Origin of the sequence: Psychromonas antarctica, assembly GCF_022267535.1 — a bacterium.
Taxonomy (GTDB): Bacteria; Pseudomonadota; Gammaproteobacteria; order Enterobacterales; family Psychromonadaceae; genus Psychromonas; species Psychromonas antarctica.
The window spans coordinates 1-23,474 of sequence record NZ_JAHNZV010000010.1; the positions used below are offsets into that span (position 1 = coordinate 1).

At 39.9% G+C, this 23,474-nt stretch carries 22 protein-coding genes and 1 pseudogene; 15 read left to right on the top strand and 8 right to left on the bottom strand.

Features of this window, described 5'->3' with window-relative positions; all coding sequences use genetic code 11:
• The coding region (locus tag KSO91_RS04390) for a transposase (RefSeq protein WP_238741701.1) at positions 1-297 on the top strand (297 nt) is incomplete at its 5' end.
• 7 nt (positions 298-304) lie between these two features.
• Here the strand turns inward: KSO91_RS04390 and KSO91_RS04395 are convergent.
• Positions 305-664 (bottom strand): hypothetical protein, encoded by a 360-nt coding sequence (locus KSO91_RS04395; protein ID WP_238741702.1) that lies wholly within the window; start codon positions 662-664, stop codon positions 305-307.
• A gap of 460 nt (positions 665-1,124) precedes the next feature.
• Between KSO91_RS04395 and KSO91_RS04400 the strand changes: the two genes are divergently transcribed.
• The 6 genes and pseudogenes from KSO91_RS04400 to KSO91_RS04425 all read left to right on the top strand — a co-directional run bounded on the left by KSO91_RS04400 (position 1,125) and on the right by KSO91_RS04425 (position 6,705).
• Positions 1,125-1,625 (top strand): hypothetical protein, encoded by a 501-nt coding sequence (locus KSO91_RS04400; protein WP_238741705.1) that lies wholly within the window; start codon positions 1,125-1,127, stop codon positions 1,623-1,625.
• A 2-nt stretch (positions 1,626-1,627) separates the two neighbouring features.
• On the top strand, positions 1,628-2,158 hold the full coding sequence (locus KSO91_RS04405; RefSeq protein ID WP_238741707.1) for an ankyrin repeat domain-containing protein: 531 nt from the start codon (positions 1,628-1,630) through the stop codon (positions 2,156-2,158).
• 223 nt (positions 2,159-2,381) lie between these two features.
• Positions 2,382-3,224: an REP-associated tyrosine transposase gene (locus KSO91_RS04410; protein WP_238741709.1), complete on the top strand. Its 843-nt coding sequence runs from the start codon at positions 2,382-2,384 to the stop codon at positions 3,222-3,224.
• Positions 3,225-3,529: 305 nt separating this feature from the next.
• On the top strand, positions 3,530-5,125 hold the full coding sequence (locus KSO91_RS04415) for an alkaline phosphatase (protein ID WP_238741710.1): 1,596 nt from the start codon (positions 3,530-3,532) through the stop codon (positions 5,123-5,125).
• 117 nt (positions 5,126-5,242) lie between these two features.
• Positions 5,243-6,429, top strand: a pseudogene (locus KSO91_RS04420) (glycerophosphodiester phosphodiesterase family protein).
• A 132-nt stretch (positions 6,430-6,561) separates the two neighbouring features.
• A complete protein-coding gene (locus KSO91_RS04425) occupies positions 6,562-6,705 on the top strand; it encodes a hypothetical protein (RefSeq protein WP_238741712.1) in 144 nt (47 codons plus the stop codon).
• 246 nt (positions 6,706-6,951) lie between these two features.
• Here the strand turns inward: KSO91_RS04425 and KSO91_RS04430 are convergent, their stop codons facing one another.
• Complete coding sequence (locus KSO91_RS04430) at positions 6,952-7,929, bottom strand: hypothetical protein (protein WP_238741714.1); 978 nt, start codon at positions 7,927-7,929, stop codon at positions 6,952-6,954.
• A gap of 405 nt (positions 7,930-8,334) precedes the next feature.
• Between KSO91_RS04430 and KSO91_RS04435 the strand changes: the two genes are divergently transcribed.
• Positions 8,335-11,325, top strand: a complete 2,991-nt coding sequence (locus tag KSO91_RS04435; RefSeq protein WP_238741716.1) for a PocR ligand-binding domain-containing protein — start codon at positions 8,335-8,337, stop codon at positions 11,323-11,325.
• Between the two features lie 6 nt (positions 11,326-11,331).
• Here KSO91_RS04435 and KSO91_RS04440 read toward each other — a convergent pair whose 3' ends face one another.
• From KSO91_RS04440 to KSO91_RS04460, 5 genes are read right to left on the bottom strand one after another with little or no spacing between them, the layout of a single operon-like run.
• Positions 11,332-12,492 carry an ABC transporter permease gene (locus KSO91_RS04440; protein ID WP_238741719.1) on the bottom strand — a complete coding sequence of 387 codons (1,161 nt, stop codon included), beginning with the start codon at positions 12,490-12,492 and terminating at the stop codon, positions 11,332-11,334.
• Positions 12,479-13,636 (bottom strand): ABC transporter permease, encoded by a 1,158-nt coding sequence (locus tag KSO91_RS04445; RefSeq protein WP_238741721.1) that lies wholly within the window; start codon positions 13,634-13,636, stop codon positions 12,479-12,481. The genes KSO91_RS04440 and KSO91_RS04445 overlap by 14 nt, the downstream gene beginning before the upstream one ends.
• A gap of 3 nt (positions 13,637-13,639) precedes the next feature.
• On the bottom strand, positions 13,640-14,614 hold the full coding sequence (locus tag KSO91_RS04450) for an HlyD family secretion protein (protein WP_238741800.1): 975 nt from the start codon (positions 14,612-14,614) through the stop codon (positions 13,640-13,642).
• On the bottom strand, positions 14,614-16,023 hold the full coding sequence (locus tag KSO91_RS04455) for a TolC family protein (protein ID WP_238741722.1): 1,410 nt from the start codon (positions 16,021-16,023) through the stop codon (positions 14,614-14,616). The genes KSO91_RS04450 and KSO91_RS04455 overlap by 1 nt, the downstream gene beginning before the upstream one ends.
• A 43-nt stretch (positions 16,024-16,066) precedes the next feature.
• The gene (locus KSO91_RS04460) at positions 16,067-16,816 is read right to left on the bottom strand and encodes a sugar nucleotide-binding protein (protein WP_238741724.1); all 750 of its coding nucleotides are present in this window, start codon (positions 16,814-16,816) and stop codon (positions 16,067-16,069) included.
• A gap of 373 nt (positions 16,817-17,189) precedes the next feature.
• Here KSO91_RS04460 and KSO91_RS04465 point away from each other — a divergent pair, with 373 nt between their 5' ends.
• From KSO91_RS04465 to KSO91_RS04495, 7 genes are all read left to right on the top strand, one after another.
• On the top strand, positions 17,190-17,546 hold the full coding sequence (locus KSO91_RS04465) for a NifB/NifX family molybdenum-iron cluster-binding protein (RefSeq protein ID WP_238741725.1): 357 nt from the start codon (positions 17,190-17,192) through the stop codon (positions 17,544-17,546).
• A complete protein-coding gene (locus tag KSO91_RS04470; protein WP_238741727.1) occupies positions 17,546-18,400 on the top strand; it encodes a nucleotide-binding protein in 855 nt (284 codons plus the stop codon). The genes KSO91_RS04465 and KSO91_RS04470 overlap by 1 nt, the downstream gene beginning before the upstream one ends.
• Positions 18,397-19,278 (top strand): ATP-binding protein, encoded by an 882-nt coding sequence (locus tag KSO91_RS04475; RefSeq protein WP_238741729.1) that lies wholly within the window; start codon positions 18,397-18,399, stop codon positions 19,276-19,278. Before KSO91_RS04470 ends, KSO91_RS04475 begins: the two co-directional genes overlap by 4 nt.
• Before the next feature lie 2 nt (positions 19,279-19,280).
• Positions 19,281-20,186, top strand: a complete 906-nt coding sequence (locus KSO91_RS04480; protein ID WP_238741731.1) for a damage-control phosphatase ARMT1 family protein — start codon at positions 19,281-19,283, stop codon at positions 20,184-20,186.
• 12 nt (positions 20,187-20,198) lie between these two features.
• Entirely contained in the window at positions 20,199-20,537 is a 339-nt protein-coding gene (locus tag KSO91_RS04485) for a NifB/NifX family molybdenum-iron cluster-binding protein (protein WP_238741732.1), read from the top strand.
• Between the two features lie 266 nt (positions 20,538-20,803).
• The gene (locus KSO91_RS04490) at positions 20,804-21,682 is read left to right on the top strand and encodes an aldo/keto reductase (protein ID WP_238741734.1); all 879 of its coding nucleotides are present in this window, start codon (positions 20,804-20,806) and stop codon (positions 21,680-21,682) included.
• A 128-nt stretch (positions 21,683-21,810) separates the two neighbouring features.
• Positions 21,811-22,092 (top strand): hypothetical protein, encoded by a 282-nt coding sequence (locus tag KSO91_RS04495; protein WP_238741736.1) that lies wholly within the window; start codon positions 21,811-21,813, stop codon positions 22,090-22,092.
• 153 nt (positions 22,093-22,245) lie between these two features.
• Here KSO91_RS04495 and KSO91_RS04500 read toward each other — a convergent pair whose 3' ends face one another.
• Positions 22,246-23,181, bottom strand: coding sequence for a porin (locus KSO91_RS04500; RefSeq protein WP_238741737.1), 936 nt, complete (start codon positions 23,179-23,181; stop codon positions 22,246-22,248).
• Between the last annotated feature and the right edge of the window lie 293 nt (positions 23,182-23,474).

Genomic DNA, 23,474 nt, shown 5'->3' on the forward strand with positions numbered 1-23,474 from the left:
CCTCAAATCGGTCGTTCATGGCATGCTAACTGGGAGAACTTGAATACGCTGTTCGATTACCCCGCAGATATCCGTAAGGTGATTTATACGACGAATGCGATTGAATCATTAAATAGTGTGATTAGAAAATCAGTTAAAACGAGAAAGGTATTTCCGAGCGATGACGCAGCGTTCAAAGTGGTGTATTTAGCCATTCAAGCCGCGTCTAAAAAGTGGACTATGCCAATAAGGAATTGGAAACCCGCCTTAAATCGCTTTATAATCGAATTTGAGGAGCAACTAGCTCCCCATATCTAACGGGCATTTACACAGTTTGTTTTACACCCTCCCCTCTGTCTTCGTCATATATCCCAATCAAACCGAGTAGCACTCTGCCAACTGTTTCATTATCACTTATAGTCCAAAAGCCACGCATTTTGTTTGCTTTAGCGCCAGAGCTTAATCCCCGGACATAAGCTTCGTTATAGATATCAATATCAAAGTCTTCAAAAAAGTCACCAAGCGTTCTGTGTGTAAAGTTAAGCAGATGCCCACCCTCCATTTGCAGGTGCTTCTCTAAAATATTTTTATCTCTTTTGGTTAGATCAGCTATAAAATCTCCTAGTAAGAGATTTATTTTACCATAAACAATCCTTTGCACTAGAGAAACAAACAACGGGATCAAGTCTCGCTTTTTGCCATTATTAAGCCGAAATAGAGTAGGTTACAGATAAGCAGCATAAAATTTTCTAAGGCTTTGTGCCCCTATACGACCTAGAAAGCTAACTCGAAAACGGCCCAGGCGAGCTAGAAAGTGACTCATAAATGTTTGAGGGTAATTCAGGTATATTTAGCCGCTTGGGCTCGAAAAAGTAGCTAAATGGGAAAAGCGTTTTTTATGTCCCCAAAAACGTCTTTAATACAACTTTTTTAACCTGCTATTTCGAGGTTGATATCGAATAATTGAGCATTGCTTTTAAGAGGTTTGTGTTGATTTGATAATGAAGTGGTTATTTGCATAAGAAAAAATCACTACTTAACATAACAGGCATTTCCTGCATAAGGTTTGAAGCTTACATAGCTATATTTACTTAATTGTGATATAAATGCCATTTGTTTTATTTTATTAAGTAAAGGGGTGTATTGTGACTAAAAGCGCTAGAGAAAAAGCCCTATTAAGGGTTCAATTGAAAAAATTTAATTTAGATGAACTTCTTTTTAATGAGGAAGAAACGGTATTAATTCTTAAATTTATCTTTAAAAGAAATCACTCATTAATAGATCGTATTGCGGTTAACGATGCTCTTAGAGAATTTGCTCAAGGGTTATTATTAACTGCTGTGGATCAATCGTATGGTCTTGGTTTCGTTGATTCGTTACTTAACGCATTATTATCAAATCCTCGAGCAGGTATAAAAAAGATATTAATTAAGTTTGGCAAAAAAGCTATGAAACACTGGTTTAAACACGCAACAGTAAAAGACCTAACCAAAATTCAAATCTATGACAGAGTTTGTGATTCTATTGAATATAACTTTGTCCATAAATTACAGAGTCATGCAAATGGAGTGGCAAAGCTGAATGATAATAATTTTGGGGTTTTAGCTTTGCACCCATTTTCAAATAACAAAAAAGTATGGGCCTAATAGTGAAAAAAATTGCTTATGTAATAACTTCCATAGTTGTGTGTGTGTGTTTGTATTTTGGTACTGTTTTATATGTATTAGATAAAAGTCATATTGAAGATGTTATTATTTGTGCCACGAGTGATGATGCTTACAAAATACCTACAGGTTTTTGTAACTTATATTTAGTGAATTATCGCGTAACAAAGTCAGATGTTCGTAGTCTAGAAGAAGGTATAGGTATAGCTTTTTTGTTTAATCTACGAGATGAAAACCTTCGATACCAATATCTTGATTTATTTATTAACAATGGTGCTTCTATTGATTTTGTTAATCATATTGATGGTCTTTCCCCTCTTCTAGCGGCCGTTATGATTAATGACCAAAATTTAGTGGAATACTTGCTTGCCAAAGGTGCTGATGTTAGTAAAAAAGATAATAAATTTGAATTGTCTCCAGTTGATTTTATTAATCTACTGTCTGAAAAGGAAAAAAGTCGTAATGCGGAAGTAGATAGGAGCGCAATATTAAAGTTGCTTACAAACCATATCTAAGGAGTTTTTTGTATTTACCATAACACCCGTTTACGCACAACTACTGAGGCTACCTGAAATGGTGGCCTTTTTTGTCTAGAGTTAAATTCCCTAGGGCGTTTTTTTGTACTTAGAGTGGAACAAGCAAGGGGGGTCACAAGGGGGGGGGCAGGTCTTTCATTTTGCATTTGTTTGTTATTTAACCTATGTTTGTGATGTTGACTGTTAATTTATAGGTGTATTTATGAGTCGTCCTTTACGTATCGAATTTTCAGGTGCGCTTTATCATGTCACATCGCGTGGTAATGAAAGAAAAGCTATTTACCTTGAAGAGAATGATTTCGAGATATTCTTGAATTTATTAAATACTGTTTGTTCACGTTATAACTGGGTGATTCATGCTTATTGTTTAATGGATAATCACTACCACCTACTTGTTGAAACTCCCGATGCCAATTTGAGTAAAGGTATGCGTCAGTTAAACGGTGTTTTTACGCAATCAATCAATAGAAAGTACAGTCGAGTAGGGCATCTTTTTCAAGGGCGCTACAAAGCTATTTTAGTTGATAAAGATGCTTATTTATTAGAACTCTGTCGTTATATTATTTTAAACCCAGTGCGCGCGAAAATGGTTAATACCCCTGATGAATGGCTGTGGAGTAGTTGGCAGTGCATGGTTGGAAAGCAGTCTTCACCGAACTGGTTAGCAACAGATGCGTTGTTGAATTATTTTGGTAAAAAACGGTCAGTAGCGATTGCAGAATACATCCACTTTGTCGAAGAGGGGGTAAATAAAACCATTTGGGATGATTTACAGCATCAAATATATTTAGGTGATGATACCTTTGTTGAAAAGTATCAATTATTAAAAGAATTGCACGAAGGTGATGTATCTGAAATCCCGTTTAAACAGCGTTCTTTGTCACCCTTGCCATTAAAAACTTATCAAGAGCAATCTAATACGCGTAATGAAGTGATTATTAAAGCTTACCAATCTGGTGGATATACAATGAAAGAAATCGGCTTTCATTTCGAAATACATTATTCATTAGTAAGTCGTATAATATCGGCTAATAAAAAAACATAGTCATGAAATGCAAAATGAAAGACCTGACCCTCTTGTTTTTACTGACCCTCTTGTTTTTCTGTAGCGCACGTACGGATCTGTGCCGGAGGCCTATTTTATCGTGTTTAACTACATGATAATTCGGGGCTTTACGGCGATAACCTTTGCAAGAGTAAATAGCGAAAAAGATTTGGGATTCTTTTAACCATTTTTTACCCATTGATAGTGGCTCTGTCCGTGAAATTAGCCTAGCAGTCACCTAAACGTCATATACTTTCTTTATAGTCTCTTCAATTGTTAACCACTATTCCAAGAAGGGAAAACCTATGAGAAATTTTAAACTAGCGACTAAGACATTTTTGGCAGTTTCTTTAGTACTTGCAAGTTATTCAACTCTTGCAGACTCGCACGTTAAAAATGTTATTTTGATGATCGGTGATGGTATGGGCCCAGGACAAATGGGGTTATTGGAACAGTATGCCCGTCAAGCACCACATTCTATTTATAATGGTCGCGAGACGGCAATGAAAAAAATCATTGATAATGGCGTATTAGGCATGTCATTGCATAACCCTGCTGATAAGTTGGTTGTTGACTCTGCATGTTCTGCGGCTCACTTGGCTTCAGGAGTAGACGCACCATCAGAATCCGTTGGCATCGATATGGATGGTAATTATGTTGAAAGTGTTTTAGAAATAGCTAAAAGGCTCGGCAAAGCAACGGGATTAGTCTCTGATACTCGCTTAACTCACGCAACACCCGCCGCATTTGCTTCTCATCAGCCACATCGTTCATTAGAAAATGAAATCGCTGAAGAAATGTTAGCCACTGGTGTAGATGTCATGCTTTCGGGAGGGTTACGTTACTTTATCCCAATGTCGGCAAATGACAAAAAAGGGAAACTATATCAACAACTTGTTAAGCAAACAGGTGGTGATATTAAGATCAAGTCTAAACGTAAAGATGAAAAGAACCTGCTAACTGAAGCAAAAGATGCAGGTTATAGCGTCGTTCATACACGTAAAATGCTGGCTAATGCAAAAGGTGACAAAATTCTGGGCTTATTTGCCTATTCGGGTATGAATGACGGCATTACCTACAGCAATAGCAAAGACTCTGCTCAACGTACTCAGCCAAGTTTGAAAGAGATGACGATAAAGGCACTTGATACATTATCTAAAGATCCTGATGGTTTCTTTTTAATGATTGAAGGTGGTCAGATTGATTGGGCGGGTCATAGTAATGATGCCGGGACGATGTTACATGAAATGCTTAAATTTGATGAAACAATAGAATATGTCTATGAGTGGGTCAAAGATCGTCAAGATACGTTAGTGGTTATCACCGCCGATCATGAAACAGGTGGTTTTGGCTTTAGTTATTCTCGCGCAAATCCACCAAAAGCGGAAAAACGTTCAGGTACTGCGTTTAAAAATCGAGATTATAAACCGAACTTTAACTTTGGTGACTTAGTAATCTTAGACAAACTCTACAATCAAAAAATGAGCTTAGGGAATATGATGGCGGCATATGATAAATCTGACCTAAAGCCTGAGTCTTTACTAAAAATCGTTAATGCAAATAGTGATTTTAAAATTACATTAGCTCAGGCGAAGAGGATTTTAGAAAGAGAAACAAATACTTTCCATGATGCTCACAATAAGTATCTGGAAGCAGAAACATTCCCAAAAGTTGATGACTTTGAAGCTTTCTATGTTTACGGTGAAGAGATTCGAAATGACTTAATCGGAAGAGCAATGAGTGAAGAGCAAAATGTTGTCTGGGGAACAGGAACACATACGGCGACACCTGTTGCTGTTATAGCTTATGGGCCCGATCAAGCGACGTCACCCTTTTCGTCACTTTCTCACCATACTGACATCGGTCAGTTGCTCATTAAAACGGTTAAATCAGGTCAGTAATTAATTTAAATACATCTGCATAAGCGGTTGCTTATGCAGATTGTGACTTGAACTTTTGTGTCAAAAAAGAATTAAAACAAGGAAGATTAAATGAAAAAAATAACCACGTCATTTATTATGTTAGCGTTAGGGTTAAGTACATTTTCTACATGGGCTAGTGAGCCAGTATTTATTGGTGTTCGACCGTTGTTTTTAGTTGATGAAATGGATGAAGGTCCTTTGAAGGCTAAATTATCACAATGTAGTGAAGGTACATTTGAAAGAAGTGATTTTTCTATTGCGCATCGTGGTGCGCCAATGCAATTTCCCGAACACACTAAAGAATCTTATTTGGCAGCCATTAGGAGTGGAGCAGGTATTGTTGAATGTGATGTCACATTCACCAAAGACAAACAGTTAGTTTGCCGTCACTCACAAAGTGATCTTCATACCACAACAGATGTGTTAGCTCATCCTAAATTAGCCGCAAAATGCACAACCCCTTTTATCCCCGCAGATCCCGCTAATGGTATAAAAGCACAAGCTGAATGTCGGACGTCTGATTTTACTTTAAGTGAATTTAAAACATTAAAAGGAAAAATGGATGGTTCAAATCCAATGGCAACAACGGTAGATGAGTATATGCGAGGTACACCAGTTGGAGAACTGATCTTTATGCTACTCGTGGTACTTTGATGACACATGCTGAAAGTGCGGCGTTGTTTAAAGCGCATGGTATAAAAGTGACTCCAGAGCTAAAATCAGCTGCCGTAGAGATGCCATATAATGGTTTCACTCAGGAAATGTATGCAAAAAAACTAATCGATGAATTAAAAGAGGCTGGGATTAGTGCATCGGATAGTTATTTACAGTCTTTTAATCTTGAAGATATAAAGTACTGGATCAAAAATAATCCTCAATTTGCAAAGCAAGCCGTCTTTCTTGATGCGCGAATGTATGAAGATAACGATTTCAACGCATCATTAAAAAATATGAAGTCACTTGCTGATGCAGGAGTAAACATTATTGCACCACCAATCTATGCATTACTTACGTTAGATGAGAAAGGCGAAATAGTTCCGTCAGCTTATGCTTTGTATGCGAAACAGGCTGGGTTAAATATCATAACTTGGTCACTTGAACGTTCTGGGCCCTTGGCACAAGGTGGTGGTTGGTATTATCAAAGTGTCACTGATGCCATTAAAAGTGATGGTGATACCATGAAGGTTTTGGATGTACTCGCAAAACAAGTGGGTGTTATCGGTGTTTTCAGTGATTGGCCTGCAACGGTAACATATTATGCAAATTGCATGGGGATGGAGTAGCTATCTAACTTGATTATTGGGATATGATTTAACACAGAAATACGCGAAAATAGGAGGTAGTATCAGTTTGCTTATCCAGAATTGAGGTTAATTATGTCTTCACTGGGGTAGTCGAATCAATTAGACCTCGTCATGGAAAGTTGGCTCATACTCGAAGATAAAAGTGTCTATTGCTCAGATGCTTGTATTTTAAATAAAAATGATAGAAGTGCATTATCTCAAAAAATAAAACAAGCATTAGCGAATAAAGAATATAATGAAGTGAAGTGTTTATAACCTGTAAATCCAACTAAAACTAACTCCGCCAACAGGATTGTGATTACGGTTGTGGCGGATTCAATCCCCGCCATTAGGCCCCTTTTATTAAAAGAGCTTAATCGTACAGAATTTATCTGCCTACATAAGAATGGGGGGAGAATATGCCCAATAGTAATGAATCCCCCGCATGCAGGATTTTTTAGATTACCAAGGTGAGCAATACTGCGTATTACTTTAAGTTACTCCTAAGGATTCTTAAAACCATTAGAGATCAATAAGTTGAAATTGCTTAATGATCGATTGATGTTTCTGAGCCAACTTTCCTGGGCGAACGGGTGGAATACGCTTCTGATCAACTTCCTGATTTGTTTTGATAAATTGAAAAGAAAAGTGCTCAGTTAACTCATGTTTACGACTCTGTTGCGATAAATCGGCAATGTCAGCGATATCAATCGCTGGATCAAAACGATGAAATCCTCGATAACTGAAATGCTTATCCACATGGGAATTACTAAGATCAACAAGTTTATCCATTAATGCTCGGCTTAATGTATTTAGCGATAAATTATCAACTTGTAAGTAAATAATTTGATCTGTTGTTTCAGGTAATGTGCTGCGTTTTGTTTTGTGTACTTCAATATCAAGCAACCATAATCCATTATTTCGCCGCTCAATTTGATGTAGCGTTAATGTGCTGTGATCATAACAAATAGCACCCAGCACATTCGCAATTTGCATCTCTGCTTTGATGTGCACCGGCTGAACTCTTTGATGTTGTTGTTTTTCATATTGTTCGGCCATTAAAGGTAGATCAATGTGAGTATTAAAGGGGGTGGTGATGCTATTACTGAGAGTCAATTTGAAAAGCTCTCGTATTTCATGCTCACGCGATTTTTTAATAGCTAAAAACACACTTTGTATAATTTCTGAAGTCGGCAACTCTGGCTCAATGCGCCATTTACGCCCGAATAATAGCTTCAATCCGCCTGCTAATGGCAGCTTTTGGTAATTATCATGGCCAACGACACCAACTTGTATATAAAGCCCTGTTACCCCTTGAGCGGCAAATACGACGTAACGCGGATCATATTCAATATCGCAAATAAGAGCTTCAACACTTTGCAAAGTGTGTTGATAGGTGAGGTAATGTTGCGGGATACAATATTTACCATTATTTAATTGCACCGTTGGGGCTTCAGGCATAATACCCTCCCCCAAACGTAATAGGACTTCTTTATCCATTGGAGTACCTTTATTTTGATTTTATAGGTACTACGATGACAGGGGCAATAAGGTTCATAAACGGGTAAGAAAATGGCAATAAATGACGATTGGATCTGATTTTGCAAAATTTAATTGAGAAATAATGACTTGTCCCTCCCGCCAATGCTTAGCAGCTAATATATTCCCATTAGGGGAAGCCAAATTGCACTCATCTGTGTCGTTATAAGGCCTCAATGTAAATCACTAGACTTCGATTTTATGTCTAGCATCTATACTTAGCTGCGATATAGGTCATAGCGCTAATCTACTTGTATAATTTACGCTACTACCTATGATAAATAGTGTGGCTGTCAGGTTGATATAAAAAAGCCCCTTCCCCTAGCAAAAAAATTTGATTCTTTATATTAAGTATGGGTACACATAATGGAAGTTGGTTCTCGTAAAATACTCTTTTTTTCTATTCCTGTAACGTTGCTTATAATGGCGATCGTTTACTATTCATTTCACACCGGACGCGAGATAGCAAAACGCTACTCTCCTTTGGTTGACGCGGCTATGGAAGTTAAGCTTGAAGCGACTACTGCACATCTATGGTTTGAAGAGGCTATTAGTGGTGATCGAACACTTGATATCGAGGAAATATGGGCTCATCTTGATCAGTCAGAATGGTATGCTCATGCGATGCTTGATGGAGGTGAGAATCAGGAAGGCACTTTTTTAGCCCTAAACTCTCCCCATTTACGGCTCAAAATTGAAGAAACGATACGTGGTCTGCATTACTTCCGCCAAATTGCTCAACAACGATGGAATGCGCAATCAACATCAGGCATTGGTTCTGCACTCGATCAGCGATTTGACCAAGCATTTTTAGAGTTTATCCTTGCTGCGGATGACGTTGAAACCACCTTACAGAAAGTCATCATTAACGATCTGCAAACGTTTAACTTCATGGAACAATTGCTAATGGGCTTTATCCTTATGTTAGGCATCGTCATTGCAGGTTTATTGCTTCGCTATAACGCTAACATAAACAAAAATATACGGGCCTTACATAAACAAGAAGAAAACCTGCGGATCACCCTAAATTCTATCGGTGATGCCGTCATTGTGACAGATACAGAGGGTGTCGTTACTTACATAAACCCAGTGGCTATAAAACTGACTGGCTGGACATCTGTGCAAGCGATAGGAGCACCTTTAGCTAAGGTTTTTAATATTGTTCATGCTCATACACTCGAACCGGTCAATAATCAGGTAAAAAAAGTACTCGAAACAGGCTTAATCGTCGGGCTTGCCAATCACACTATGCTTATTGCTAGAGATGGCTCTGAATACCAAATAGCAGACTCCGGTTCGCCTATTCGTAATCCTGCTGGTGAGATCAGTGGTGTTGTGTTGGTCTTCCGCGATGTCAGCGAAGAATACACGTTACTCACAGAGTTACAATCAAGTCAGGCATTGATAAAAACATTGTTAAATACCGTGCCCGATATGATTTGGTTAAAAGATGTAAAAGGTGTTTATCTTACCTGCAACTCTAAATTCGAACGAATGTATGGCGCTCAAGAAAATGAGATTGTGGGTAAGACGGATCATGATTTTATAGACAAAGAGCTTGCTGATTTTTTCCAAGAAAATGATAAAAAAGCATTAATCGCGGGTGAAGCGACTGTGAATGAAGAATTACTTACTTTTGCTGATGACGGCCACATCGAGTTGGTCGAAACGATCAAAACACCGATGACTGATAATAAGGGCAACTTAATCGGCATATTAGGTATTGCCAGAGATGTTACCAGTTATAAAGAATCTTTGGCGCAACTTAAAGAAAGTGAGTCGAGGCTAAAAGAGGCACAAATTTATGCGAAAATAGGTTATTGGGAGCTGCTAGCTGATCAGAAAACAGGGATCTGGTCGGAGCAAATGTATGCTTTGTTTGGACTCGTTCAAGAATCTAAAGCGGGCCCAGAAACATTATGTGAGGTGATGAATAAGGGGGATTTTCCAACTTTTTCGGCATCAGTTAAAGCATGCTTTTCTAGTGGCCATGAGCACCATGTCGAATATCGAATCACTCGACCCAGTGATGGTGAAGAACGTTGGATAGAGTGTCGAGGAAAAGTGATAGCTGATAGCGATGGCAAAGCGCAAAAAATATCTGGTTTTATCCAAGACATTACGGACCGAAAAAATGCACAACAGACTTTACGGCAAAGTGAAGCTACCATCCGTAATAAGCTAAAAGTGATATTAGAGCCCGATGCTAAAATCGATGCATTAGAGCTATCCGACATCATAGATGCGCAAGCGCTTCAATCTCTGATGGATGATTTTTATAATCTTACCGGCATGTTAGGTGCGATATTGGATCTCCACGGCAATATTTTAGTCGCGGTGGGGTGGCAAGATATTTGTACTCAATTTCATCGTTGTCATCCGGAGACGCGAAAAAAATGTATTGAAAGTGATACGCTTCTTACACATGGTGTGGCGCATGGGGCATTTAAGGAATACAACTGCAAAAACAACATGTGGGAAATGGTCACACCTATCGTTATAGGAGGCAAGCATATCGGTAATGTTTTCATTGGCCAGTTCTTTTATAAAGATAAAGTCCCGGATGTTGAGCTATTTCGAAAGCAAGCAAAGACTTATGGCTTTGATGAACAAGCGTATCTTGCCGCACTCGATAGGGTACCTCGATTTACCCGCGATGAGGTAGCTAATGGAATGCATTTCTATACCAAACTTACCGATATTATTTCAGTGTCGAGTCTCAGTGCGATTAAACAATCAAGGTTGCTTAGTGAGCGCGAACGTGAAGAAAAAATTCTCAAAAAAAGTTTTGAGGGGGCGATTCAATCTATCGCAATGGTGGTAGAAGCTCGCGATCCTTACACCGCTGGGCACCAAGTCCGTGTCGCCAATATAGCAGTGCTTATCGCGACTGAAATGGGTTTACAACCAATGCAAATTGATGGCATTCGTTGGGGGGCAATGATTCATGATATTGGGAAAATTAATATACCGGCTGAAATTTTGAGTAAGCCAACCAAGCTAACAGAACTTGAATATGAACTTATCAAAGAGCACGCTCAAGTAGGCTACAATATTATGAAAACGGTTGATTTCCCTTGGCCGATTGCCGATATTGCGCATCAACATCACGAGCGTGTGGATGGTTCAGGATACCCTCAAGGTTTAAAAGGTAGTGAGATATGCATTGAAGCTCGTATTGTTGCCGTGGCCGATGTTGTTGAAGCGATAGGCTCTCACCGTCCATATCGTGCCGCTTTAGGCCTACAAGTCGCTATGGATGAAATTAAATCTAAGCGTGGAACGGGCTTTGACGCAACAGTCGTTGATGCATGTATTAAGGTATCTGAAGCAGTTAAACTGGTTTTAAATGGTTAAATCGAATCAGTTTGTATGTGTTTCTTGAAACCTTATCGGGATCCGTTGAGCTCGTCTATAAGTAACATAAGCCAACGTACCCCAGACAAACACCTGCAGCCAAAGCAGTTGCCATTGAGGCATTATTTGTGAAAAATCAGCGCCCATTTGATTGACGGCTAAAAAACCTTGAATCGCAGGCGTGCAAGGAAACAGATTGCTCAGCCAGATCATCGGTAGTGGTAGACTTTCAAGCGGCCAGATAAAACCGGCGCTAAAGATAAGCGGCATCGAGCTGATTAGAACAACAAAGGTAACTAGCTCTCTTCTTGGTAGTAGCGCCCCTAGAAAAATACCGATAAAAGTACTACAAAGCAGCAAGGGGGCGAGTAAAGCCAATATAATTAGCGGTGAAGCAAGCTTGTTAATACCATAAAAATCGAAACTAAAGCCAAAGTAGTAGCTTGCCATCAGGTAATAAATCGCGACAAAAACTAAACTTCTGATCGTTATTATCGTTAATGCGGAATGCTTGTTCCAATAGCCATCAATTAATTTTTCCGTACAACCTAATAGACCTGCGCCCATAATAAGCGTCTGCTGCAGGATAAGCACGAAGACCGCAGGCACCACATAGCTAACATAACCGAGCGTGGGGTTAAAAGTGGGTTTCATATTCAGCTTAACTTGAGAATATTGCTCTTTTGCTAAATCTAGCGGTATACCGTCCATCAGCAGCTTGGTGACTTTTACTTTCGCGGCTAATGTGCCACTGGCCTTGGCCAGACCTTCAGCGATCGTGCCGTAAACCAGAAAATAAGATGCATCTCCGGAATAGGAAAGTGTCGGGCTTTTATCTAACAACAGATCGCGATAGAAGTGCTTAGGTATCAGTAAAATTCCACGCACATCTCCTTGCAGAAACTGCGCTTTTGCTTCACGGATAGAATGCGCCCGTTTGACTATTTTTACTTGCGGCGTCGCATCAACCATACGTTCAAGTTGATGGCTGGTCAGACTGCCGTCCAGATTGACAACGGTTATCTCCTGCTCTCTGGGAATCTGCTCAGCGTAAGGCAAAGGGTATAAAAATGAATAGAAGATCACGCCGCCAAATATGGTCAAGGTGATAACCGGATTTGTAAAGATAGCTTTAAGTTCTTTTTTTACTAACTCAAATGCTTTCATGATTCACTTCCAATTTTTTAAGGTGCTTTTTAATGAGTAATAAGATTAAAAGCAAAGGAATTAAGTATCCCAACATAGGCGGCGTAAAGCGGTAAATTGTCACCCACGCTGTCGCGCCATAACTGACCTGACTGATTTGCGCTTCGATATAATGGCTTATCGGCAGTAATCCGCGCCACATTTCAGCAAGTCTGTTCATATTGATAACCGGGAAGGTGACCCCCATAAAAGCAAAGCTGGGAGCGGTAAATCCGGCGGCAAAACTCATGGCTCTGGCGGGATCGAGTGTTAAAAAGAAAAAGAAATTGCCTATAATCATACAGGCAATTACCGTCACTAACTGGGCAAAAATCAGTGGCAACAAGCTTCCTTCCATCGGCCAGCCAAGGCAGGTATAAAAGAAGATTAGAAAAGCAACACCCTGAGTGAGGAAAATGGGTAGGTAGAATCCCCCCATTACCAGTAAATTCTTTAGCGGTTTTTCTCCCACCATTTTTTTCAGGCCGTAAACACGATAATTGGCAGCTAAAAACAGTATGGTAGAGACCACAATCACGATTTGCCACAGGGCTGGTACGATTGCGGAAACGAGAAACTGGGCATAGTTGGAATTTTTATTAAACAGCGGTATTATCTGACTGCGAATAGGCACTGTTTTTGCGAATGCGTTTAATGCCGTGCTGTTACCTTTTGTCAGCTGTTTGATTGCACCAACCTGAGCATTGAAAGCGCCGTGAGCCTGTTGCGCCGCACTGTTGATCAGTTTACCCACCAGAATAAACTGGCTGTTATAAAAAACGCTTACCTTGGGTGGCTTGCCAATATAGATGTCTCGGTCAAAGTTTTTAGGAATGATCATATAGGCATATATCTTATTACCGATAAAGGCATTTTTTGCAGCTGAAATATCACTGAAAGTATGATCAACCTTCAACGCAGAGGTTGCATCAAATTCTCGAACCAACTGCCTTGATAAAACACTGCGCTGCAGATCGACCACACCAACTGGCAAGTCTCGGACTATTGCTTGTGAAAAAATCCACCAGATCGACAGTGCGAGCAATATCGGGATCCAGGTAAGACTCGACAATAGCCATTTGTCATTGTTGAGCAGATGCCACTGAGAAATTTTAAAGTCAGTCATCAGTTATAGCTCAATTGCCACGCTCATACCGACTCGTAACTTATCGGAGAGGTTTACCGGTCTGGCTTCTACTTCAAATGTTCTTAGATCGAACCCTTTCGAGGCATCCGTCGAGCGCCAGGTAGCAAAATTCCCCATCACTGATATGTAAGTAACTTCAAACTCAATCTGTTTATCAAGGGCGGGCAGATAGGCGCTAAACTTTTTGCCTTTGGGAAAATGCTCAAGCAGATCTTCTCTTACATTAAAAATAGCCCAGGCATCCTGCATATCAATCACTGTCACAACCGGAAAGCCTTGCGGTGCAAGTTCACCGTCATGTAACAGCACCTGAGAAACTTCACCATTAAACCCGCTTGTTATTTTAGTATCTTTTGCATAGGCCTTGACCTCAGCAACCGCGCCTTCAGCCATGCGCACTTTTTCTGCCGCTGCACGCTTGGTTTCAGTGCGAGCGCCTTCTTTGGCCATTGTGTACATTTGAAAAGCTGCGCTTTGTGTATATTTAGCCGCTTGCCACTGGGTCTGTGCTTCGTCGCGTTTTTGTTCCGATACAACACCATCTTGGTATAGGTTATTGACTCGTTGATAAGTTTTTTCCATTAAATTTGCGGCTGCTTTTGCTTTGTTCCATTGGTCTTTCGCCGCGTTAATTTGTTGTGTTCGCGCACCATTTTTAGCCTGCCTATTCATTGCACCTGCAGCTTCTTTGTTCGCAATCGCTTGTTCAAGTTTGGCGTCAATTTCTGGGCTATAGAGAGTGAAAATGGGATCGCCTTTTTGAACAATATCGCCTTTTTCGACCATTACCTGTTCAATTCTGCCCGCGACTTTAGAAGAAATGCTGTACTGCTGTGCTTCAATTTGTCCTTGCAGACGCATCGGTTTTGGTTGGTAAGCCTGATAAAAGCTGTAACCAACCCAGCCAACCAGCGCGGCTGCAATTAAAATAAAGAGTAGAGCTTTAAGGTGTTTCATCATTTATCCTCAGACTTACCGGGTTGAAAGGAGCTTGACTCATATTGAGTAAATGCAGACATGTCACTGCTTAGGGCAAGTAATTTAGTTAACGCAATAATATAATTAAAACTGGCTACTTGTTGTTGCGTTTTAATGCTTGCTAAATAAAGCTCCGCATCTATTACATCCAGAGAGGTTGACAGCCCCTGATTAAAGGCTTTTTTACGTAATTTTAAGTTTTCCACGGCTAACGCTAGGCTTGAATCGAGGCCTTGAACTTCTTCAATTGCCTGTTGTGCACCAAAATATATTTTTTCAACTAGCACGGTAAGATCTTGTTTCGCCTGTTGACGTAAATGACGTACTTGCAGAACAGCGCTATGCGCCGCCTGAATGGTATGAGAACGGCCGGTATTTTCAAAAAGAGGCACGCTGATACCAACCCCAATAAACCAATCCGGTGTGACTTCGCTTGTTAATGAATCATCTTCATAAAGTACGTAATCGCCATAAAGATATACTTCAGGATAATACTTTCCTTTTTCTGCTTTTACTGAACTTTCCGCCTGCTTATCTTTTGCATTTAAAATATCGAGACCGGGATAAGTCGCCAATGTTTGTTCGGTAAAGGCTGCAAGTGAGGGAAGGGAACGATTAATAAAGAGAGTGCTTTGTGGAATGACTTTATCTTTTTGGTTGAGAATTTCTGTTAATGCGGAAGTGGCGATATCGACATCTCTTTGCGATTTTTTTCTATCAACGACGGCTTTCGCCAGTGATGCTTGGGCTTGCAGACGTTCCACTTTAGCTATCTGCCCTTGCTGCTCTAACTTTAGGGCAAAATCGCGATGCTGGGTCAGTCCTTTTTCAACGGATTGACGAGTCCTTAGTACCTGTTTCGCCAGCACCACACTAAAGTAATATTTGCTGAGATCTTGATAACGCACTTGCGTTTCCATTTTTAGCCGCGCAATGGCCTCATCTGCTTTGCCAGATGCATAGGATTGTGCCGCGCTAATTCTTCCGCCAGTATAAATAGGCCATATTGCTCGGATAGAAGAATTAAACATATCTTTTTCTGCCATTGTCGACCTGACAGGCAGTAATCCCATTAACGTTTCCCCGCCTTCAACGGATAAGCCTGATGTATCTAAATGCTCACTTAATTGATCGCCAGAGAGGGTGATATCATCATCTAAGCGAGTGTAATTTGCACCCAGAGTCACGGAAGGATAGTTTAAAGACTCACTGGCTTTTTGTAATTGCTGATAGCGTTCAACATTTGCCCGTTCGGCTGCGATCGAATTGTTCTTTTTTTGCAGCAGCGTCCATGAGTCGGTAAAGCTTATCTGTTGTGCATTCACCGGAAATACTATTATTAAAGAGATAGTAGCAACCAGCAGTTTATATCTTTGTTTATTAAACATTACAGACAACTCAATTATTGGTTAATTTTATTCAAGACCTCCGTTAACATTCCAGACTTGCACTGATAGAGGGGACCTTTATGCGATTATCTAACAGCCTCTGATCGTACTCAAAAGCTTCGCTGCTATTGATTAACCATTGTGCATTGTGGTGTTGATTTAATTTTTGAAGTAGCTCATAGAAGCTTAATTTTTCTTCCGTATTACTGTCAATATGGTACAAACCAGGCTCATTACGTTCAATTAACTGATAAATGATTTGTGCTGTGACACGAATCAAAGAGCAAGCCGGAAACCATCGAGTGCTCGCCTCAATAGCATTATTTTGCTGCATTTGCTGATGGCAGTGTTCTAACATATTATTTCCACCCGCTGTTTCACCAATTTGCCAACCTAAGCGAGCAATCATTGCATCGGGATTATGTTGCCATATTCTATCTTCACAACGGATTTTATATTGTCCGTACTGCTCATTCGCAGTCCTGTCCCTGTCGATTGTAAAGGGACCATTAGGTTTATTGGCAAAAACCATGGCGGTACTGGTAAACAAATAAGGGATACTTTTCTGTTTTGTTTTTTCAGCCAACCAACCTGCCCATGATTCGCTCCCCATCGCTAGATGGCATACGGCATCAGGAGAATATTGATCAAAAAAGGCTGCGCTTTGTGTCGTGTTTTCTGGATCTGCGAGAGATCTATCCCAAGCAATAATATCCCATCCTTTATTTTTAAATAGATTGGCGACGACGGGGGCAACGGTGCCATTTAAGCCAGTAATTAATAATCTTTTCATGGTGAATCCTTAGGTGTTTTTGTTCTTATAACTGTTGATTATTAAACTACTTAATCACTTACTTTGAAACCTATGAATTAGAAATAAGTAAAAAAGAGTTCTTATTGTCAGTGATAAGCTGATGGTTTATAACACTTAGCCACCTTAAAAGGCCCCTGAGTAAACTTCCTATAAAGGGTATGAGCAAGTTTTATTTTTATACTGAAGCGTTTCGAGTTGCAATATTTGGTAGCGGAAATGCATTCAAATTTAGTGTTGAGTAGCGACTGTGCAACCACTTGTTTTTTAACTAATTGAATTTTATGACTATTATCCTTGGCATGCTTGTTGCTCTATTTAGAGGTAATTAATTTGTAACTTGAAGGCATACATAATGAAAATAGCAATTTCAACCGCAGGTAATAATTTAGATGCACAAGTTGAACTACGTTTTGGACGGGCTAGTTCTTTTCTTCTTTTTGATACGGACACAAGAAACTTTTCAATGTTAGATAATAGTGAGCAAGTTAATGCGATGCAAGGTGCAGGTATTAAAACGGCACAGAATATTGTTACGGCGGGCGCCGATGTGTTGATCAGTGGCCATTGTGGACCTAAAGCGATGCAAGTACTGAATGCTAAAAATATAGCGGTTTATGTGACCGAAAAAAATGTAATTGGTACGGCTATTGCTAATTTACAAAATGGATTATTAGAGCAAATTACGACACATGATGTTGCGGGACATTGATGATGAAAATAGCGGTCGCTTCTGGCAAAGGTGGAACGGGTAAAACGACACTTTCTATCGCATTAACACAAGCGATTTCCGGAAAAGTAACTTTGCTTGATTGTGATGTTGAAGAGCCTAATTGTCATCTTTTTTTCCCCGTTGAGCTAGATGAAACACTACCTGTAACTGTGCTTATTCCCGTTGTAGATGAAGATCTTTGTAATAGCTGTGGTAAATGCGCTGAAATGTGCCAGTTTAATGCGATTATTTGTATGGATATCGATCCTGCAATGGTTTTTCCCGCACTTTGTCATTCTTGTGGTGGGTGTGCTTTGGTGTGTGAAACGGGCGCCATTAGTGAAGAAGAATGTGTAATAGGGTGCATAGAGAAAAGAACGATTGCACAAGATAAAACCTTGATCTCAGGCCGATTAAATATCGGATATTCTTTGGCGCCAACGGTTATTCGAGCCGTTAATAGAGAGCAAAGTGATAATCAGATTACGATTATTGATGCGCCACCGGGTACTGCGTGTCCATTTGTCGCGACAGTGTCGGAATCAGATTTTACTATTTTAGTGACTGAGCCGACAAAATTTGGTTTGCATGATCTCTCGTTGGCGGTGGCGACTTTACGTGAAATGAAAAGACATTTTGGAGTCGTTATTAATCGTTCTGAGCAAGCGGAAAATATGGTCACTGATTACTGTCAACAAGAAAATATTCCTGTTCTATTACAGATCCCTGCGAGTCGTAAAATTGCTGAAAGTTATTCTAGGGGCGGATCTTTATTAGACGTAATGCCTGAAATGAAATTAGATCTATTGGCAATGCTCAAACAGATCCAAGCAATGATAGGCTCAAAAATATGAAAGAGATTGTAATTATTAGTGGTAAAGGTGGTACCGGTAAAACTTCCGTTACTGGTTCTTTCGCTGTACTAGCGAGCAATAAAGTCATGGCTGATTGTGATGTCGATGCCGCAGACTTACACTTAATTTTAGATCCTGTTTTACTTGAACAGCATAAATTTATGAGTGGACATGAGGCGGTTATCAATGCCGACCTTTGTGATTCTTGTGGTCTTTGCGCGGATTTCTGTCGCTTTGATGCAATCGAACAATTGCAAGATAGTTATGCCGTGAAACACATAGGCTGTGAAGGTTGTAAGGTTTGTGTTGAAGTTTGCCCACAATCAGCGATTGATTTTCCAAGTTCTCATAGTGGTGATTGCTATCATTCAACAACTGAATATGGGCCCATGATACATGCACGATTAAAAGCAGGAGCAGAAAATTCCGGAAAATTGGTTACGCAGGTGCGTAATGAAGCGCGCCAGTGTGGCAACGAAATGAATGCAAGTTGGGTTATTATTGACGGTCCGCCGGGTATTGGCTGCCCAGTTATTTCTGCGATTACAGGGGTTGATCTGGCATTGATTGTGACCGAGCCTACGCTTTCTGGTAAGCATGATTTAGAGCGTGTTTTACAGTTAAGTAAACATTTTTCGATACCCGCTTTGATTGTTATTAATAAATGGGATCTTAATATTAAATTAAGCGCAGAGATAGAAGCACTAGCTGCTGTTTATTCGGCGGAGATTATTGGTAAATTAATTTATTCGCCTTTATTTAATTTGGCGCAAATAGCGGGATTACCAGTAGTAAAATATGCACCTAATAGTCAAGAGGCAATTGAGCTGACTGCAATATGGCAAAAAATAGAAAGTATTACAGGCGGGGGAGAATAAAAGTGAGTAGAAAAGGAATCGCTCAAGCCTGTTATGCCTGTGTACTTAATCAAACAAAGACGGCGGCTAAATATGCGCAGATCTCAGCTTCTGAAACGACTGAGCTTTTAAATCAGGTACAAGTGGCATTGGATAACTCTGCGCAAACTGGGATAGTTGTACAGCATATTATTCGCAGTGTTGCTGATGCAATTATTGAGCTGAAAAATGCTGATTTTGATATTTACCAATCGGTAAAACAACTTTCAAATAAAGTTGCGCGAGCTTACGCTGCAGATTTACAGCAGCAGATAAATATAAGCTCGTCGCCATTAGACACGGCCATTCAGATATCTGCAGCAGGCAATATTATTGATTTTGGGGCTAAAAGCCATGGAGATCTCGACCTCGAAAAAGAGATGCAGCAGCTGCAAGAGGTTAAATTTCATCGTTACGATATAGAGGCGTTGAGAGCTAAGCTCGCGGTAGCTAAAAATATGCTGTTTATCTGTGATAATGCGGGAGAGATTGTCTTTGATAAGCTGTTAATTAAATGTCTGCAAAGTAAATATCCAAATTTACTAATCATCGCGGCAGTCAGGCATAAACCTATTATTAATGATGCGACGTTAGTAGATGCAGTTGATTCAGGTTTAACACAAATAGTTAAGGTGATATCCAGTGGCTCTGTGTATCCAGGTACTATTTTGCCTGAAACAAGCGCGCAATTTCAGCAACTTTATGCAGATGCCGATTTGGTCCTTGCCAAAGGGCAGGGGAATTTTGAAACATTATTGTCAATTGCGGAAGAAAAATTATTTTTCTTATTACGCATAAAATGCGCAACGATGGCCATGCTATCGGGTGTCGAGCCTGGTAATTTAGTTTTAATGCAGAACCCCAAAGAAACCATAAAACCAACCATATAAGGAAGCAGTAATATGCGCTTTGCAATACCAATAATTGATGGAAAGTTAACCACTCACTTTGGACATAGTGATTTTTTTGCGCTTGTCGAAACCGATAATAATGGCGTGGTCATTAAAGAAGACGAACTAACGCCACCGGAGCATAAGCCGGGCGTTATACCCGATTGGCTTAGTAAAGAGCAGCATATAGATGTCGTGCTTGCCGCGGGTATTGGTGGTGGTGCGTTGACGTTATTCAAGGAGTTAGGGATCGACGTTATTATTGGTTGTGCTGTTAAGTCTGCTTGCGAGTTAGTTGCCGACTATTATGCAGACAAGCTTGACTCAGGGCAAAATGCTTGTAGCCATTAGCCGCATTTATGAAACAGCCTCTACAACAGAGGCTGTTATATTTTATGACTAAAGACAGATTGTATAATATATATTTGTAATTATTTCCCGCTGTGCTGACTCAATGATCGTGACGTCTCCTCATTCCGTGCTTATTGGTATTTACTGATCCTTTTTGCAGCCACGTTGATGTTATAAGTTGTGATCCGCTAAAGCAGGTGTGCGCTTAACATAATCGAGGAACCTGTTACAATCTTTAGCATTATTTGTGTAAAAAGAGAAACAATATGCAGCAAAGAAATTTTGGTATTACAGGTTTTGATGTCTCTGCGATTGGTTATGGCGCAGGCACGGTGGGTGATGGCCGACTAGCAGAAAAGCAAGCAGAGAGAATTCTCAATCAGGTGTTGGATATGGGCATCAATTTCATCGATACAGCTAAAGGATATGGTTTATCTGAACAACGAATTGGCCAATATATCAGCCATCGACGTGATGAATTTAAATTATCAACCAAAGTAGGTTATGGCATTGAAGGTAAACAAGACTGGACCTATGACTGTATTATAGCGGGTATCGACCAAGCGCTTACAACCATGAAGACGGATGTTATTGATGTCGTGCATCTACATTCCTGCCCCGCTTCTGTATTGCAAGATGGCCAAGTCATCGATGCGCTTGATGAAGCGAAAAGAAAAGGGAAAGTTAAAGCCATCGCCTACTCTGGAGAAAATGAAGATTTAAAATGTGCTCTATCCAGTAACCGTTTCGACAGCATTATGGCCTCTTTAAATTTTTGTGATCAACGTATTATTCATAATCAACTAGTAGAGGCGAAACAGCAGGGGCTGGGTATGATTGCCAAACGGCCAATTGCCAATGCGCCTTGGCGCTTTGATACTCAACCCCATGGTGACTATGCAGAAGCATATTGGCTGCGCCGCAGAAAAATGGCTTTGGAGTTTGGCATGTCTGAATTAGAGCTGGCCTTGCGCTTTACGGTATTCACTTACGGAGTAGATACCGCTATTGTTGGCAGTGTTAATGTGGCGCATTTACAAAAAAATATTGAGATGATTAAAGCCGGCCCTCTGCCTAATGAACTGGTGCAATATATACATGCTCGTTTTAGAGAATGTGATGATCACTGGATAGGTCAAATATGATTTCTCTTATATTGCTAGCAATGTCCTAGAAATCAAATTTATTATATTCAAGTAACCGCTCTGTCTTTGTTTCTGTAAGTGCAGTTTAAACATTAAACAGATTGCTATAATTAGCCAAAGGAAAACAGATGAAAGATAAGCACTTCGAGTCTTGGAAAAAATTAAGAGAGAAAGGCCGCCTGCGATTTATATTTGTCCGAGGGATTCTGGGCTGGGGACTGCCGATGTTTTTGATTGTGATTTTACTCTTCAATGTCGGTGAAAACGGCGTTATATTACCCGCATCAATCGCTATTCATGCTGCGATTTGGACTGTTGGTGGCATGATTTTTGGGGGCGTAATGTGGCATTTATCGGAGAAAAAATATCTTTCAGAAGTACTCAGACGCAAGAAGCCAAAGCAGAAGTAGCTTCGCTGGCGCTTTGATCTTAATATTTTATATTTATGAGGATTGCTATAATAGCTAAAAAAAATCCGATGTGCATAAGCCATCGGATTTAGTTTCTTTAGCAATTTTGTAGGTTGTTATTAAAATATTAACCTACAAGGCCTGCGAAATTATTTAGAAGTTGTATTGAATCGCAACTGTCCAAATATCATCATTACCTTTTAACATATCTGCTTGATATTCAATCCAAGCAAGCATGTTGCTGTTAAGTGCGTATTGAGCACCTAGCGTAATCGCATCAAAAGTATCTGCATCTGCTTCAGTATCTTCTTGGAATGTGTAACCACCGTAAACTTTAGCTGCATCTATTGCGTAAGATGCAAATAAATCATAGCCTTTATAAGTTGCTACGCCATCTTGATCAGATCCTGCATAAACTGCGGCTAAGTAAAGATCATCTAAGGTGTAAGAAGCTGAAAGTGCGTAGTTCTTTTTATCTTCTGCGTTAGTGAACTCCTGAAGGTGATAACCTCCGTAAACACTAACGTCTGCAATGCTATAACCTAATGTTAATGCGTAAGAATCATCAAGTGATTGGGTTTCATCTTGGAACTGGTAAGAAGCGCCTACATAAACACCTGAAAATTCACCAGAATAGATGATTTGACCTTCTTGACGGCCATCTTCAACACCACCGAAAGCCCCGTAACCGTATGAGTTATATAAATCTGTTGCCGCAACCGCTTGATAAAATGCAGTATCTGTCTGACCAAAAATCAGTGTACCCATTTCAGCTGTTTCAAAACCAGCATATAAATGACGCACTTTAAATTCTTCATCATTGTCGCCTGAATTTTCAGCTTCAACTTGCCATTCACCCTTTGCGATAGCTGAAACGTCAGCGTTAATGACAGATGTTCCTTTAAAGCCCAGACGTGCAGTACCAACACCATTAGTATCAGCGCCATCATCTTTAATATCAAATTGCATACGGCCATAAACGTCAGCACTTGTTCCATCAGCATCATATACCGTAGCTGCTTGTACTGATGTTGCAAGTAGTGCTGTAATCATTGCAGGTAAGATTGCTTTTTTCATAGTCATAGTCATAGTTTTTTTCCTTTGCTTCTTTTATATTTTTAATAATTAAACACTGTTAGACAAAACCCTTTGCCAACCGCGTATTTTAGTGTTTGCGCTACTCGGTTAAAAAGAGCGCCTTGGTTAATATAGGACGCCTTTAAGTAAGTTAAAAGGCAATATTCGCGCCAATTAATATAACAAGCTCTTTATTATGACATTTTTTTGTCTAACCTGTTGTTAAATATTACATGTAATTTAAAAGTAATTTATTGGAAGCATTTATGTAATGGTCAAAAGAAGTGCCAATAATTGTAATTGGG

Bases quoted from the DNA above. Each gene is read 5' to 3' on its own strand.
- KSO91_RS04410 (WP_238741709.1), top strand. From the start codon at position 2,382: ATGAGTCGTCCTTTACGTATCGAATTTTCAGGTGCGCTTTATCATGTC.
- KSO91_RS04415 (WP_238741710.1), top strand. From the start codon at position 3,530: ATGAGAAATTTTAAACTAGCGACTAAGACATTTTTGGCAGTTTCTTTA.
- KSO91_RS04425 (WP_238741712.1), top strand. From the start codon at position 6,562: ATGGAAAGTTGGCTCATACTCGAAGATAAAAGTGTCTATTGCTCAGAT.
- KSO91_RS04430 (WP_238741714.1), bottom strand. From the start codon at position 7,929: ATGGATAAAGAAGTCCTATTACGTTTGGGGGAGGGTATTATGCCTGAA.
- KSO91_RS04435 (WP_238741716.1), top strand. From the start codon at position 8,335: ATGGAAGTTGGTTCTCGTAAAATACTCTTTTTTTCTATTCCTGTAACG.
- KSO91_RS04440 (WP_238741719.1), bottom strand. From the start codon at position 12,492: ATGAAAGCATTTGAGTTAGTAAAAAAAGAACTTAAAGCTATCTTTACA.
- KSO91_RS04445 (WP_238741721.1), bottom strand. From the start codon at position 13,636: ATGACTGACTTTAAAATTTCTCAGTGGCATCTGCTCAACAATGACAAA.
- KSO91_RS04450 (WP_238741800.1), bottom strand. From the start codon at position 14,614: ATGAAACACCTTAAAGCTCTACTCTTTATTTTAATTGCAGCCGCGCTG.
- KSO91_RS04455 (WP_238741722.1), bottom strand. From the start codon at position 16,023: ATGTTTAATAAACAAAGATATAAACTGCTGGTTGCTACTATCTCTTTA.
- KSO91_RS04460 (WP_238741724.1), bottom strand. From the start codon at position 16,816: ATGAAAAGATTATTAATTACTGGCTTAAATGGCACCGTTGCCCCCGTC.
- KSO91_RS04465 (WP_238741725.1), top strand. From the start codon at position 17,190: ATGAAAATAGCAATTTCAACCGCAGGTAATAATTTAGATGCACAAGTT.
- KSO91_RS04470 (WP_238741727.1), top strand. From the start codon at position 17,546: ATGATGAAAATAGCGGTCGCTTCTGGCAAAGGTGGAACGGGTAAAACG.
- KSO91_RS04475 (WP_238741729.1), top strand. From the start codon at position 18,397: ATGAAAGAGATTGTAATTATTAGTGGTAAAGGTGGTACCGGTAAAACT.
- KSO91_RS04485 (WP_238741732.1), top strand. From the start codon at position 20,199: ATGCGCTTTGCAATACCAATAATTGATGGAAAGTTAACCACTCACTTT.
- KSO91_RS04490 (WP_238741734.1), top strand. From the start codon at position 20,804: ATGCAGCAAAGAAATTTTGGTATTACAGGTTTTGATGTCTCTGCGATT.
- KSO91_RS04495 (WP_238741736.1), top strand. From the start codon at position 21,811: ATGAAAGATAAGCACTTCGAGTCTTGGAAAAAATTAAGAGAGAAAGGC.
- KSO91_RS04500 (WP_238741737.1), bottom strand. From the start codon at position 23,181: ATGACTATGACTATGAAAAAAGCAATCTTACCTGCAATGATTACAGCA.